Consider the following 14628-nt stretch of genomic DNA (forward strand, 5'->3'; position numbering starts at 1 on the left):
CCCCCCCCCAGCTGTAAGCGTGCGGCTATAGTGCCCATATTAGTCAGGGCGGTGAGCACTTGCTCGCGCTGCAGTTCAGGCTGGTTTTGGACCTGACCAAGGGTCTGATCGAGCGGTTCAAAAAGTGCCTTATCCAGTATTGCCATCTGCACGGGCAATTGATGCATATTTGAGCGCAAATAATCCTGCTCAGTATATTTGAAATCAGGCGGGTAGGTCACTTTGCGTACGGTTGAAGCAAATTGGCTAGTGCATCCGGCTATGAATAAGGCGCTTATAAGGGTAATCGCCGCAATTTTTGGTAAAGTCACGTTTACTTTTATCATCTTTTGCGCTCCAGCGTAAGTACGTTAAACGTTCACAATTAAAGCGCTTTCTCTGTTTTATGAATCATCTCAACAAGTTCGTCTTTGAGGTGAACGCGGCGTTTTTTTAGCGACTCTAGATAGTCATCTGCTACGCGTGCGTTATCTTGTTCTATCTTATGCACTTCGTTTTCCAATTCGTGGTAGCTGTCAAATAATTTAGCAAAGTGGGCATCGTTCATTTTAAGATGACGAATTGTATGGTGGTGTTCGGGGAGGTCCTTTACGAGTGTATGTTTTTCTAATGACATTTTCATAATCCTTGTTTATTCGCATGAGCCCTTATGTTAACGAATCTGGATATAGTCATGTTGATCTGGATCAGCTTTATTGCAATGCTATAAGGCTTGGGTCGCAAGGAGGCGTCTACCTTTACCATATGCTTCGGCGGCGATATCGACCAGTTGATGACAACCGTGCCGGCACCCAAAGCAGCGTCTGTAGAGTAAAAATAGCAGAAAGGACCATTAGCTTGCTGGCCTCTTTCTTTGGTTTGAAGGATAGTTAAGGGGTGGCTGGGATTTCCTCTAACAGTTTTGCAATATCCGGATTGTCGCTATGTTTGGCCAAATTAATAAGAAAGCTTTTTTGTATTTCGTCAAATAATATATTGGTCAAAAGCGCTTTTAGACGCTCTAAAGCCATGCGCTTAAAGGTGTACGAAAATCGTACTTGGCTACTTGTAGAAGCGACTAATATAAATATGGGTATTTTGCTTAACTCAAGTTAGTATACACGTAAAGCAACAGCTTCTTTCTCCACTCTTTTTAACGCAGATAATTTACGATATTCGATTATGCCGAAACGCCGTCTAAGCAAGCTTAATAGTGCTTATAATAAAAATAGAAGTTCGCAGGAAACCCTCGGCGATATAAAGGCTAGTACTGCAAACGTGACGCAAAAAAATGATCTTGAGAACTCAAAGCGAAACAAGGGGACTGAGACTGCCGCAAACGCGCGAGTTGAAAAACGAAGAGCAGACAATTCAACGCTTAGGCAAACGCTTAAATACTCTCAAAAAGAGGCCTTAGCTTCCTCCGCTATGACAGCAACCAGTGATAACTTCTTCAATGCGTTTGCCATTTACCTCCACGCCAGCATGACACAATTGGGCATTTTAACGGGATTACCTCAATTGTTTGGTGCGATTATGCAAATTTTTTCGATTTGGTTAAGCAATTATTTTTGTCGCAAAAAAATCATCGTTTGCGGTGCTGTTTTACAGTCAATCGTATTAATAATAATGGCAGTTTTAGCACTCCTTAGACCAACATACGGTATATGGTTTTTTATTTTGTTAGTCCTTTTGCATCACGGCTTACTCAATCTTATACAGCCACAATGGCGGGCGTGGATGGGCAGTATTGTGCCTGCGAGCAGGCGTGGTTCTTTTTTTGCCGCACGTACTCGTATTGTCATGTTTGCATCGCTATGCGTATTTTTAGCTGGCGGTGCATTATTAACTGCAGCGGATAAAGTAGCATTAGTGTGGCTCGGATTTGCATCATTGTTTTTAGTTGCCGCCATAGGACGACTTAATTCAGCTTGGTTATTCTCCAAAATGGTAGATGATCAAGCAAGCGCTGGTAAAATTGCGTTTACTCAAACCTTGGTCGCTTTTAAAGAATCTTTGCAAGATCCGGTGTTTAAACAATACAGTTTCTTGGTGGCTGGTTTGAGTGCAATGGTGGCTATTTCTGCGCCATTTTTTGCTGTGTATATGTTAGAGCACTTGGCGTTTACCTATTTAGAATTTGTACTTGCGGGGATCTCATCAATTGTGACGCAGTTTATCAGCTTGAAATATTGGGGGAAATTTAGCGATAAATTCGGTAACCGTCTTGTCATTATGATTTGCACCGGGGCAATCAGCGTAATCCCTGTGCTCTGGTTGTTCGGTGACAGTTTTATTTACATTGTATTCATTCAAGCATTTTCAGGATTATGGTGGAGCGGTTTTACCCTAAGTAGCGCTAATTATTTATATGATATTCGTCCTCACCAAAGCAACTTCGCCACCTACGCGGCCACCCAAGCTGCGCTTGCTGCCGTGCTGGTGTTTATTGGCTCGCTGGTGGGCGGGGTAATTGCCTCTTACGCCAATTTGTTTAACGAATGGAGCGGCCTATCGACTTGGCTTAGTAGCGCATTATTTATCGTGTTTATCTGCTCTAGCATTGGGCGTTTGCTGGTATTTTTCTACTTTATTCCTAAATTGCATGATACCGGTATTCGCCAGAGACCCAAAGCACTGTCCTTGGTGCTAAGAGTGGCGAGGTTTAACGCTATTTCGGGTATTAACTTTGATTGGTTAACGGTGGCAAAGAAAAAGCGTGAGAAGTAATCCCGCAAAATTATAGTTGTAGATATCACCTGATACAGAAAACAAAAGCGCTTTACCATTGGGGCTGTTCGCATAGCTAACAATGCCGGCTGTTGACACGATAAAAGCAACAATACGCATCAACATAGGCAATCTTCTCTTAATTCTGCTTGGACACAGCCGTCGGTAGTTACGGTAATACGTGCGCATGCGCTATACAATAAATATCTATTTGATAGTTATGACCGACTAAAAGAGCGAGTGACTAAGTTGCATACAATGAATATAGCGTTTATTCTACTAATTGATAATATATGCACGGTACGTAAACATGATTCAGGATATGAATGCAATATTGCAAGGCGTAATAGCTAACAAGAGTTGTATACGAAATAAACAGCAGCGCAAATGGATTTGTAGCGCCGTGCAAAAAATTGCCGCCGATTATCGAAGAAGTGCAGATACCCATCTCTTAAAATTTAATCTTAGTGCATTTGAGGATGTCGATTTTTACTTAAAAGATGAGTCAACTCACTTAACCGGCAGCCTCAAGCACAGACTCGCCCGTTCTCTTTTTTTATATGCTTTGTGCAATGGTCATATCTTCGAAGGCTCTACCATTGTAGAAGCATCATCAGGCTCCACCGCCATATCCGAAGCTTATTTTGCACAATTACTAGGTTTACCGTTTATCTCTGTAGTACCAACAGGTACATCACCCGAAAAACTGGCCAGCATTAAGCACTACGGGGGTTCAATCACCTTTACTGAATCAGCCAATATTTATAATGAAGCTCAGCGCATTGCCACGCAAACAAGTGGCCATTATATGGACCAATTCACGTATGCCGAGCGAGTTACCGATTGGCGTGGTAATAACAACATTGCCGAGAGCCTATTTGATCAAATGTTAGATGAAGAGCATCACGTGCCAACATGGGTGGTAGTAGGCGCAGGCACTGGCGGCACCTCAGCCACAATTGGGCGCTATATTCGATATATGTCTTCTAAAATTGGTGACACAAAACTGTGTGTTGCGGATCCTGAGGGTTCGGTTTTCTTTGATGTATTTACATCAAGTATTGATACTCCGACATTAAACACTTACGAAACAGGTGTTTTCAAATGCACATCAACCAACATTGAAGGTGTTGGCAGGCCTCGCCACGAACCCTCTTTTAACCCACATATTGTAGATAAAATGCTCAAAATAGATGACTCTGCAAGTGTCGCTACCGCTATTTGGTTAGAGAGCTTACTAAATAAGAAGTTTGGTGGTTCAACAGGGTTGAACGTATACGCCGCAATTGTGCTTGCCCATGAAATGAAGCAGGAAAAACAGAGCGGTAGTATTGTGACGCTCATATGCGATGAGGGCACACGATATTTACAAAGCGTGCATAACGCAAAATGGCGTGAAGAAAAAAATCTCAACATAGCGCCGTATATTACACTGCTGCAGAACCTTCAGTGATTTAGAGTAATCATTCGGCTATGAGGCGTGAAGAGTTGAGCAAATAATCGCTGAGTTTTTAATTTTTAACATCGCGTTTACACTCTGCATTGAGCGCCTTAATAGGCCTAATTTCGCACAAAAGCGAGAATGATATATGACGGCAGCAGTAAGAAAAAAGCCGCTAATAGTGCTGCTCTGCTTAGATTGCGCGGTATTTTCCTGACCACGGCCACCACCTCACTTGGTATAATGCCTATGCTGTTTGAAACCAGCACGCAGGCGCAGTTTTTGATCCCCGCGCTGATGATTATTAGGGAAGATATACGCGCCAAAATAAAGAGATTTCAAACAGTGTAAGTAGCGTTTTTTAATAATTGATGAGGTAATGTAATGAAAAATAGTCTTTGCACCGTTGTAATGGCGGCCGTTGTTATACCTTTGCTGAGTACCAGTATATTGTTTGGTTCGGCGTACGCCAATGTTCAACTTAAGGCTTCGCCTGCGGCGTCTATATTAGACCAGCGAGCCAGAATTGAACCAGAGAATCGCATGTTAAATGATCGCATTTTGACATTGTTACCTGAGCTAATGGCGCAAAAAAATATTGATTTATGGCTGGTGCTAGCACGCGAATACGCCGAAGATCCGGTGTTTTTCTCACTAGTGCCGCAGCCCGTGTTTGCTGCTAGGCGAACCACTATGCTAGCGTTTCACTTACAAGAAGACGGCACGGTTGACGCCCTGTCGGTCAATACTTATCCCTTTGGCGAACCTTATGAATCGGTCTGGACGGGCGGCGATTTAGATGAGCAATGGCGTGCATTAGGTGACTTAATTGCTGAATTAAATCCCAAACGAATTGGCATTAACACTTCACGTCATTGGCCAGTTGCAGACGGCCTTACCCAAGGCTTGTATCAGCGCTTATTAGAGGTTATGCCCGAGGGTTTTGAAGACAGAGTCGTGTCGGCAGAGGAACTCGTGGTGCGCTGGATTGAAACACGCAGCGAAGGCGAGCGCGCGGTTTATCCGCATGTAGTGCAATTGGCTCGTTCGGTGATTGCGCAAGGGTTTTCATCAAAAGTTATCACGCCGGGCGTAACCAGCACCGACGATGTGGCGTGGTTTTTGCGCCAGCGCTTTCACGAACTCGACCTGCCAGTTTGGTTTATGCCCTATGTAAATTTGCAGCGTGAAGGCCTTGAATGTGCTAAAGATAATCCATTTTGCGGCACCAGCGGTGTTATTCAACCTGGTGACGTCTTACATACCGACGTAGGCATTTGTTATTTGAAGCTATGCACCGACACGCAAGAAATGGCTTATGTGCTAAAACCGGGTGAGTCTGATGTGCCTCAAGGCCTAAAAGATGCAATGGCAGTGGGCAATCAATGGCAAGATTTTGTGACCAGCTCGTTTGAAACTGGCTTAAGCGGTAACCAAATACTGGCGGCCACTCAGCGAAAAGCGACAAGTGCGGGTATTGACTCAAGTACCTATACCCATCCTATTGGCTTTTTTGGTCATGCACCCGGACCAACAATAGGCATGTGGGATAACCAAGGCGAAACACCGGTGCGCGGCGATTGGCCGCTATACCCAAATACCGCCTATGCGATAGAGGGAAACATCCGCTATGAACTGCAAGAATGGGACAATCAGGGCGTGCGTATCAAGCTAGAGCAGGGCGCTATGTTTGATGGCAATCGGGTTATTTATTTAGCGGGTCGGCAAACACAGTGGCACCTAATAGGGCCTAAAACAGCCCCATAAAAAGCTAAAGACTGGCGCTTTAAGCGCCAGTCTTTAGACCAATTTAGCCCCTTGTGACAAGCTTTGCAACTTTGCATAGGCAATGTCAGGCACAACGGCGCCAAAGCCAGCAAAGGTGCCAAAACCACAGTCGGAGCCGGCAATAACACGATCGCGTCCCACAATATCAACGAACTTTTGAATACGCTGTGCCACTAAGCGCGGATGCTCTACAAAGTTACTGGTGCTGTCAATCACGCCCGGGATTAGAATTTTAGAATCGGGTATGTCCTGCTTTCTTTGCTCAAACACCTCCCATTCATGACCGTGTCGCGGATTTGCAGTTTCAAACAGCAGTTGTCCTGCGTTAACCGACATTAAGGTATCAAACATTTTTTGCATGGGGATATCGCAAACGTGCGGTCCTTCATAGTTGCCCCAGCAAATATGCATGCGCACTCGTTCTTGCGGCAAATCTGCAATAGCATAATTAAGTGCTTCAACATGCGTGTTGGCTATTTTAATAAACGCTTCATCGCTTAAGTCTTGAAACAGCATATGCCGCGATAAAGCTAAATCGGGGCAGTCTAGCTGCAGGTCAAATCCTGCATCGATAATGGCTTTGTATTCCGCTTTCATTACCTCAGCAAGTGCCTCAATGTACTTCTCACGAGAAGGATAATATTGGTTAGGTAAAAATAGCGCAATGACGCCTGGAGAAGCCGCGTTCATAAACGCTTTGTTTATTTTTTGCTGCTTAAGCGCTAAGCGCAAATTATCTAAATCACGCTGTAGGTCTTCATTTCCTTTGCTTTTAATCGTGCCCGTACAAAACGGACGTGAGTAGGTGGGCGTACCGCCAGAGCTAGCCAGTTTTTTCAGAAAATCAGGGAATAACTGAAGGTCGGCGGGCGCATTTCTAGGGCTGTCTCCTGAAAATCCCGTGTAGCGATCTTTTACATAGGTGGCATATGAAATTTTAGAGGTTTCGCCATCAGACACAATATCAATGCCCGCTTCTTTCTGTTTTTGCACAACGCTCGCCACGCCAGACGTCATTTCGGCTTGAAATGCTTGTACATCATAGGACTCATTGTTTTCACGCGCGAAAATAAGGTCAACGGTGGATTGTGAGCGAGGTAGAGAACCAACATGGGTGCTGAGAATAGGCTTTGTCATTAACACTTATAAATTAGAAAATATTAGATCAACAATATAGTCTAATTTTGACAAACAAAAAAGCTAGAATATCGAAAAGGCATGCTACCAGGTAGATCATAGGCAAGTGGTATTCAAGTAATGCTTGGCCAGTTTGAAAATTATATGGACCACTTAGCGGGTGCTTAAAAAGACTCAAATGAAATGGGAAAAAAAGTAAAAAAGGCTAACGCTTAATGAAAGCCTTTTTCATTTTCACTTTACTATTAATAATGTTACCACCTAAAACGCGATGTGCTCGCTTGAACAGTTGCGTTCAATTTTTGCTGAGCATACTCTGCTGGCTCACTATTTTATGATTACGCGCGACCATTTTTTGAAAGTTTCTAAATTCACCGGCGGAATCTAAATCTTCAAGACTAGCGTCTAGATCACCTGATACATAGTGCATTACCGCGCGATTGTTGTAAGAAATTGCAGAAGCTCTACCCACATTAACAGCATCATTACAGTATTTGTCGGCCTGCACAATGTCTTCAATGGCTAAATGTGCCACGCACAAGTTATCTAACAGTGGTTTACGCATACCAGACGTTGATGTTTTGACTAAAACCGCTTTACTTTTTCGAATTCCCTGTTCAAACTTTCCTGATTCAATTTCGCGTACGCCAACCACTTCTGCAACACTGGTTTTCACGCTGAGTGTTGACGCTATGGTGGTACTATTTGCAGCAGCTGCTTGGCTTAAGGGCGCTGCCAAAAGCATCGCTAAAACGGCTGGTGAAAGTATTTTAATTGCTGTTTTCATAATGTTCTACCTTATGTATTTGAACGAGTACTTGGCGCTTAACTGTCAATGGTTAAAATGTACTGATTGGTGTTTACATTTTATTTACTCAACGTTTACTTCGCTTTCATCAATGCGACTTACTTGCACCGAGCTGACAACATTAGTATGGTTGCGCTGTGAAATAAATTCCTGATGAACAACAGATAAAAAGCTGATGAAATACCGATGAAAGTCTGATATCGACGTATTTTTGTTATAAACCGAGGGTGATAATCAAGTGGAACCAGGCAATTGACTGAACAGGCATTACCTGAAAATGGTTATTTTCGTTTAGATGATTATTATATTGACGTGGGCGACCACAAAATATTTCATGCCGATACAGCGCGGCATTTAGAGCCAAAAGCCATGCAGGTGCTCTATCAATTGGCTTTGTCTGCAGGCGAAACCGTCAGTAGAAATGAGCTAATGGATAAAGTCTGGCACGGACGCGTGGTCATTGACGACTCGCTGACTCGCGTTATTTCACAGCTTCGGCAACATTTCAACGACAGTAAAACGCGCAAAGTCATTCAAACAGTGCCCAAAAAAGGTTACCGATTATCGGCTAATGTGACGCGGCTTACGCGCCAAGAATTTATAAACCGGGGCGCTATGCAAAGCACAGACGACTTCACGGTGGATCCAGACATAAGTGACAAGCCCAAGCTAGTCAACGCGCCAACGATCAACAAAGGTAAAGCCGTCGCATTTGCTGTATTTAGTGTGATACTGACCCTGCTGATTTACTTTTTTTTACCGGACGCCCTACAAAGTCCTGAATCTTTCATTGAGAGGTCTCACACTAATGGCAATCGCAGCACGCCTACGACCGTCGCTTTTTTACCGTGGCGCAATCTTACGGGCGATGCAAACAATGATTATTTGGCTGAAATGCTGCCAGAAGAGCTGTCAATTACGTTAGCTAAGTCAGATAAAATTAGTGTTTTATCGCACTACTCGTCTGTTGCTCTGGCGCGCAACCCCGGCGCACTAGACGCGTTACTGGACGATGTGAATATTGAATATTGGGTAGAAGGCAGCGTTACCCAAGCAAACGAGCGCATTCGTGTATTAGTGCGTTTAGTTGAAAAGCAAAGTAATAACGCGATTTGGTCACAGATATATGAAGATGATATGCAGCAACTGCTGATATTAAATACTAAGGTCATTGCCGATATAAACACACAGCTGTTTGGACAAAGCGAACCAGCGACTTTTATAGTCGCAGCCAACAACATTGACATTAATGCTTATCAGGCATATTTACAGGGAAATTACTGGTGGATGAATGGCACCACCAGTGAATGGTTTTCTCGCGCAGAGGCATCATTTGCGAGGGCCACAGAGCTAGCGCCGAATTTTGCCTCTGCTTTTGGTAGTTTGGCATTCGTATATGCCCGTTATAACTATCATGACATTTACATGGAAAAAACAGCTGCTCTTGCAAAGGCTAATGCTGCTATTAATAGTGCACTTCAATTAGACGCCAATGATACTAATGCGCTATTAGCAGGCGCTATATTGGCAATTGAAGATCTGCGCTTTGACACCGCGCAGCAGTTAATCAATCGCGTGTTAAGTGTCGATGCCTTAAATACCCGAGGGCTCTATGTGTATTCGGAGCTGGCTTTGGCCAAGAATGAGTTTGACGTAGCACTTCGCTATGCAGAAAAGGCCCTGCAGCTAGATCCCTTATCGCCGTGGATAAATGTGAACAAAGCGATAGTGCACTTTTGGCGCAATGAAATGCCTGAAGCGCTTGCGCTAGTAGAGCGCGCAATTGATATTGACAGCAACTATACATGGGCCTACGTGTACAAAGCTAAAATACTCAGGCAACAGTCCCAGATTACTGCCGCCATTGACGCAATGAATATCTGTTTAACAATTGATACAGGCTCGCCAGTGAACAGTATTTTCTTGGCCTTGCTATACGATGAGGCAAACATGCCGAGCCAAGCGCAAGATTGGTTTTCTTATACTGCCTCACTCTATGGGGATTCGCCAGACGCCAGATTTTGGCAAAGCTACTTGAGTTTTATCAATCAGCAAGAAGATGCTGATATTACGCGACAGCTAGTTGATCAACTTACACTTAAAACCACACGTTTTTTTAGTGTAGTGCCTCTACAAAAGGCTTTGTTATCTTTGCAACCTGCATTGATTGAGCAATCTTTAACCGAATTTTTGGCGCCGGTTGAGCTGCCAGATAAATCAGGCTTTTGGGTCAATCATCGTAACCAGTTCAGCGCTTATGCGGCATCTGCGTTAATGCAGCAGCTCAATAGTGCTGAGTATGAGCAAAAGCTTGCCGAATTAAACACTCAAATTGAAGTCTTTGAGAGCAAAGTTGCGCCCCTGCTAAGGGCAGAGATAAAATAGCGCTTGTTTCCCATGAGGCCCTTGCGCCGAGTTTCAAAATGCCTTACCTAATGATTTGCGCCCGCTTATTCTTCATGCAAAAAAACGAGGTGGCGCAAGCCCTTAAGCTATTTGTAATACATCCAATGTGCGCGGTTCAAGAGCACGCTGGTAGATTGTTTGATGTACAGGTGGATTTGTACTATCTTACAGTAAAGTTTTCATGAGAAAGCATCGCATATATAACGTTAGCTAGGCTCTTTAGGCGCGAAATTAAATAATAAATGAAATGGCTTATACAGTTTTTACGCAGTAGAGTTGTGGCGCTAATTGCATTTTTCGTGGTGTTGTTTACTTTTATTACTATTTCATACTGGCAAGTGCTTAGCTTGCCGATCAGTGGTCAACTGTCGCTTATAAAGGGTGATATTCAAAGTGATGCGCTGCATTGCTACCGTAACGAAAAAGCTAAGCCGCTAGATAAAAATGGAAAGCTAGATTTACTTGTCTGGAATATTTATAAGCAAACAAACGTGAATTGGCAAGGGAAATTAATGCAGTATTCAAGTAATACTGAATTAGCGCTGCTGCAAGAAGTCAACATGACAAATGAGTTTAAAGATTATATATCCAAAGCAAACTGGTATGCTAGTCATGTTGACGCGTTTAAATTATTTGACGTTTCTTCGGGCGTACTTAACTTATCGATGCGTGCACCTATGTTGGCCTGTGCATATATAGAGGCAGAGCCGTGGTTACAATTGCCTAAATCGGGCATATTTGCACGCTATAAACTATCAGATGGCAAAGTGCTGGCGGTGGTGAATTTACATTCAGTAAATTTTGCCTACGGCACCTTAGCATATAACCGGCAAATTTCTGCATTAGCAGCAGAACTTACCACACACGAAGGTCCGGTGATATTTGCAGGTGACTTAAATACGTGGAGCGCAGCGCGGGTTGAGTTAATAAAAGAGCAGCTAAGCAAACTTGGCTTGCGTAAAGTTGAGTTTTCACCCGACAACCGCACTCGATTTGTTAACGGTTTAGCCCTAGACCATGTTTATTACCGAGGCCTCACATTAGTGAAAGCAAGTTCACCTGTAACCGATGCGTCAGACCATAATCCGATGCTGGTGAGCTTTAGCATTACGTTTTAGGAGAATATAGTGACCGATATGACACATCATGGGTGTTTCGATTATACGCCTATCACCCACAGAGCAGATTTTGATTGGCCAAAGGAAAAACACTCGCGATAAATTTATACGTGGCAGGCTGACCCAAGGTACACAAAGGCATCGTAGTGTTTATCGACATGCAAAATAGAAATAAGACGATATTTTTTATTTTCTTATCGTATAAGAAAAAAGATAGAACAATCCAAAATAAAGTTAAAACCCTATATACTAAGCACAAGAAAGTGGTCAATGTAGGATTAATATGTATTTAGGAGTGGGATGAAGGCGTTGCTAGAAGCTGGTAATAAAAAGAAAAAAGTCAGTGATAAAGAAATTTATCAAGAAATTTTTGATGCTATCTTGTCATTTCGTCTGCGCCCAGGAACGCGGCTCACAGAAGATAACTTATCTAAAATATTTAATGTTGGCCGAAATACTATTCGCAGTGCCCTACTGCGCTTATCCCAAGATCATATAATTGAAATTGAACCTAATAAGGGCGCATTTATAGCTAAACCTTCGGTTAAGCAGGCAAAAGATATTTTCGCGGCTCGACAATTGATAGAAGTCGCTATTGTAAAAGACGTTATTAAACATGCTACTAAAAGTGATTTTGCGCTACTTAAAAAAATAGTAAAAACAGAACAAGACAATATAGATCATGAGCATATAGTAGAAGGCATTTTGTCGGGCGGCGATTTTCATTTAATGTTGGCTAAAATATCAAAAAATACAACCTTAGAACGAATGGTGACTACTTTAGTCCCACAAACCTCATTAGTTATCGTTCAATATGAAAAGCCAGATGCACCAAAGTGTTCTTATGAGGAGCATTTTGCCCTAATAGAAGTAATGCAAAAAGGACAGGTCGATAAAGCAACGCAGCTTATGTTTGACCATATACAAGGTATTGAAGCCCGTCTCAAGCTAGAAGATAAAGAAGTTAGTGGCGAACTGCTTGATGCGTTCAAACCGCGATTATAACGATAGTTTATTATTGAGGAGTTTTTATGGCCGATATAAACAGGCCTCGTATACAATTGAGCAATGATTCTCTAACAAATATTCAGCAGCGGTCTAGGGTGGCCAACAAACATAAAATTTTGGAAGCGGCCGGAGAAGAGTTTAAGCTGCACGGCTATAACGGCGCTTCGATTGTCCGAATAGCGGCATTGGCTAAAATCCCAAGGACCAACATACACTATTACTTCAAAAATAAGCTGGCGCTTTATGGCGCGGTATTAACTAATATTATCGATTTATGGAACCAAGCATTTGCTGATATACAGCCTGATGACGACCCCGCTCAGGCTATATCAAGCTACATAGATGCGAAATTGGAGTATTCACGCACCAATCCCACGGCGTCGATTATTTTTGCCAGTGAAATATTGTACGGAGCGCCTTATTTAAGCGAGTACTTGCAAACTGATTTTAAAAAATGGATAGGTGCAAAAGCGCATGTGATTGAAGCATGGCAAGCGCAAGGGAAAATTGATAACGTGTCTCCTTACCACTTGCTCTTTACTATTTGGGGCGCAACCCAGCACTATGCAAATTTTGCTGTAGAAATAGAAGCGGCTTTAGGCCACCCGCTAAATGAAAAAGACTTTGATGACGCGAAAAAAACCATCAAGCATATCGTTCTAAAAGGTTGTGGCATGCCAGTAAACGGGCTTGTTTGAACCCACTACTTCCCCTCTAAATTTTAATGTTTATGGTAAAAGCTATGTTTGTTCTTTTAAATAAACTAGCTGTTCCCTTAGCTTTAGTGGAGCTGTCTGTATTGTCAGTTAATTGTAAACAATCTTGTTGACAAGAATATTTTTGTTACATATCCTGTTGTCATCGTGATCCATAAACGCACAAGTCATGCACATAGAAATTTGCTAAATATGTATGGTTTAGCACTTATTGTTGATATTGATCAATAAGTTGAAACAAAATATTTGCTTAAAAGGAGCAGCCAATTGGAAGCGTATTTCTTTGACGTTTTAAATTTTTTAGTGCGAAGTGTGCATGTCATCGCGGGTATTGCATGGATCGGCGCGTCCTTCTATTTTGTAATGTTAGACAACTCATTACGGCCCTCAAAAAAAGCAGCAGACTCACAAAACGGTGTCTTTGGTGAGTTATGGGCGGTGCACGGCGGTGGGTTTTACCACTCTCAAAAATATATGCTGGGGCCAAAAAATGAGCCTTTAGCACAAAATCTGCATTGGTCTAAATGGGAAGCCTATTCGACATGGATCAGTGGGTTTTTCTTAATGGCCATCGTGTATTGGTACGGCGCTGACATTTATCTGGTTGACTCCAGCTTAATGGAAATGTCTCAAACAGCCGCCATTGCCATAAGCGTAAGCTTTTTAATTGGCGGTTATATTATTTATGACGTTTTGTGTAAGTCAGCCCTAGCTAAAAACGATTTAGTGCTGGGCATTGTCATATTCATATTAGTGTCGGGTGCGGCCTATGCGCTTACGCACATGTTCAGCGGACGTGGCGCTTTTATCACCTTCGGTGCTATGTTAGGCACCATAATGGCAGCCAATGTATACTTCATCATTATTCCCGGCCAAAAGAAAATGGTTGAAGATTTGCGTGCAGGCAAAGAGGTTGACCCCGCGCCGGGCTTAGCGGGTAAGCAGCGTTCTGTTCACAACACCTATTTCACCTTACCTGTGTTATTTACCATGATAAGTAACCACTATGCTATGACGTATAGTCATGAATATAACTGGTTAATTTTAGTTGGTATTTCAATGGCTGGCGCCTTAATTCGTATCTTCTTTGTATCTCGCCATAGCGAAGGCAAGCCTTTAACAGTGGTCTTAATCCCTGCATTTCTTATTTTAGCCGCGGTTTTTTGGGTAATGGCACCAAAGCCTCAGGTGGTCATGCCGATTGACCCAGCAGTGCCTAGAGTAGAATTTTCCCAAGTAGCCTCTGTCATCGAACAGCGCTGTCATTCATGCCATGCTGCACAGCCTACTCATCCTGGCTTTGCCGCTGCGCCTAAAGGTTATATGTACGACACACCTGAGCAAATTTTAGCGCAAGCAACGCAGATACATCAGCAAACGGTTGTGCTAAGAGCAATGCCAATTGGTAATTTAACCCAAATTACTGAAGAAGAGCGTTCGCTAATCGCAAAGTGGTATCAAGAATTACAGCAACCAGAATAATAAAATAGAATGAAG

At 42.9% G+C, this 14628-nt stretch carries 13 protein-coding genes; 9 read left to right on the forward strand and 4 right to left on the reverse strand.

Features of this window, described 5'->3' with window-relative positions:
- A partial coding sequence (locus tag BAE46_RS12790) for a hypothetical protein (protein ID WP_070113096.1) occupies positions 1–326 on the reverse strand: 326 nt, incomplete at its 3' end.
- A 38-nt stretch (positions 327–364) separates the two neighbouring features.
- Positions 365–616: an HP1242/YdcH family protein gene (locus BAE46_RS12795; RefSeq protein ID WP_040520012.1), complete on the reverse strand. Its 252-nt coding sequence runs from the start codon at positions 614–616 to the stop codon at positions 365–367.
- A gap of 545 nt (positions 617–1161) precedes the next feature.
- Here BAE46_RS12795 and BAE46_RS12800 point away from each other — a divergent pair.
- The 4 genes from BAE46_RS12800 to BAE46_RS12815 all read left to right on the forward strand — a co-directional run bounded on the left by BAE46_RS12800 (position 1162) and on the right by BAE46_RS12815 (position 5917).
- Positions 1162–2709: an MFS transporter gene (locus BAE46_RS12800; protein WP_006002883.1), complete on the forward strand. Its 1548-nt coding sequence runs from the start codon at positions 1162–1164 to the stop codon at positions 2707–2709.
- A 322-nt stretch (positions 2710–3031) separates the two neighbouring features.
- Entirely contained in the window at positions 3032–4162 is a 1131-nt protein-coding gene (locus tag BAE46_RS12805) for a PLP-dependent cysteine synthase family protein (RefSeq protein ID WP_141567191.1), read from the forward strand.
- 129 nt (positions 4163–4291) lie between these two features.
- Positions 4292–4501 (forward strand): hypothetical protein, encoded by a 210-nt coding sequence (locus BAE46_RS12810; RefSeq protein ID WP_006002879.1) that lies wholly within the window; start codon positions 4292–4294, stop codon positions 4499–4501.
- 33 nt (positions 4502–4534) lie between these two features.
- Positions 4535–5917 carry a M24 family metallopeptidase gene (locus BAE46_RS12815; RefSeq protein ID WP_070113097.1) on the forward strand — a complete coding sequence of 461 codons (1383 nt, stop codon included), beginning with the start codon at positions 4535–4537 and terminating at the stop codon, positions 5915–5917.
- A gap of 33 nt (positions 5918–5950) precedes the next feature.
- Here the strand turns inward: BAE46_RS12815 and BAE46_RS12820 are convergent, their stop codons facing one another.
- The gene (locus BAE46_RS12820) at positions 5951–7075 is read right to left on the reverse strand and encodes a cobalamin-independent methionine synthase II family protein (RefSeq protein ID WP_006002874.1); all 1125 of its coding nucleotides are present in this window, start codon (positions 7073–7075) and stop codon (positions 5951–5953) included.
- Between the two features lie 295 nt (positions 7076–7370).
- Positions 7371–7862, reverse strand: a complete 492-nt coding sequence (locus BAE46_RS12825) for a tetratricopeptide repeat protein (protein WP_006002872.1) — start codon at positions 7860–7862, stop codon at positions 7371–7373.
- Positions 7863–8135: 273 nt separating this feature from the next.
- Here BAE46_RS12825 and BAE46_RS12830 point away from each other — a divergent pair, with 273 nt between their 5' ends.
- From BAE46_RS12830 to BAE46_RS12850, 5 genes are all read left to right on the forward strand, one after another.
- The gene (locus BAE46_RS12830; RefSeq protein WP_070113098.1) at positions 8136–10268 is read left to right on the forward strand and encodes a winged helix-turn-helix domain-containing protein; all 2133 of its coding nucleotides are present in this window, start codon (positions 8136–8138) and stop codon (positions 10266–10268) included.
- Between the two features lie 263 nt (positions 10269–10531).
- A complete protein-coding gene (locus BAE46_RS12835) occupies positions 10532–11407 on the forward strand; it encodes an endonuclease/exonuclease/phosphatase family protein (protein ID WP_070113099.1) in 876 nt (291 codons plus the stop codon).
- Positions 11408–11707: 300 nt separating this feature from the next.
- A complete protein-coding gene (locus BAE46_RS12840; protein ID WP_006002862.1) occupies positions 11708–12412 on the forward strand; it encodes a GntR family transcriptional regulator in 705 nt (234 codons plus the stop codon).
- Between the two features lie 26 nt (positions 12413–12438).
- Complete coding sequence (locus tag BAE46_RS12845; protein WP_006002861.1) at positions 12439–13113, forward strand: TetR family transcriptional regulator C-terminal domain-containing protein; 675 nt, start codon at positions 12439–12441, stop codon at positions 13111–13113.
- A 285-nt stretch (positions 13114–13398) separates the two neighbouring features.
- Positions 13399–14613, forward strand: coding sequence for a urate hydroxylase PuuD (locus BAE46_RS12850; RefSeq protein ID WP_070113101.1), 1215 nt, complete (start codon positions 13399–13401; stop codon positions 14611–14613).
- Positions 14614–14628 lie beyond the last annotated feature (15 nt).

Source organism: Glaciecola punicea, assembly GCF_001756615.1.
GTDB lineage: Bacteria > Pseudomonadota > Gammaproteobacteria > Enterobacterales > Alteromonadaceae > Glaciecola > Glaciecola punicea.

Coding starts and splice junctions, on each gene's coding strand:
- BAE46_RS12840 (WP_006002862.1), top strand. CDS start 11,708: ATGAAGGCGTTGCTAGAAGCTGGTAATAAAAAGAAAAAAGTCAGTGAT.
- BAE46_RS12820 (WP_006002874.1), bottom strand. CDS start 7,075: ATGACAAAGCCTATTCTCAGCACCCATGTTGGTTCTCTACCTCGCTCA.
- BAE46_RS12795 (WP_040520012.1), bottom strand. CDS start 616: ATGTCATTAGAAAAACATACACTCGTAAAGGACCTCCCCGAACACCAC.
- BAE46_RS12810 (WP_006002879.1), top strand. CDS start 4,292: ATGATATATGACGGCAGCAGTAAGAAAAAAGCCGCTAATAGTGCTGCT.
- BAE46_RS12815 (WP_070113097.1), top strand. CDS start 4,535: ATGAAAAATAGTCTTTGCACCGTTGTAATGGCGGCCGTTGTTATACCT.
- BAE46_RS12845 (WP_006002861.1), top strand. CDS start 12,439: ATGGCCGATATAAACAGGCCTCGTATACAATTGAGCAATGATTCTCTA.
- BAE46_RS12835 (WP_070113099.1), top strand. CDS start 10,532: ATGAAATGGCTTATACAGTTTTTACGCAGTAGAGTTGTGGCGCTAATT.
- BAE46_RS12805 (WP_141567191.1), top strand. CDS start 3,032: ATGAATGCAATATTGCAAGGCGTAATAGCTAACAAGAGTTGTATACGA.
- BAE46_RS12800 (WP_006002883.1), top strand. CDS start 1,162: ATGCCGAAACGCCGTCTAAGCAAGCTTAATAGTGCTTATAATAAAAAT.
- BAE46_RS12825 (WP_006002872.1), bottom strand. CDS start 7,862: ATGAAAACAGCAATTAAAATACTTTCACCAGCCGTTTTAGCGATGCTT.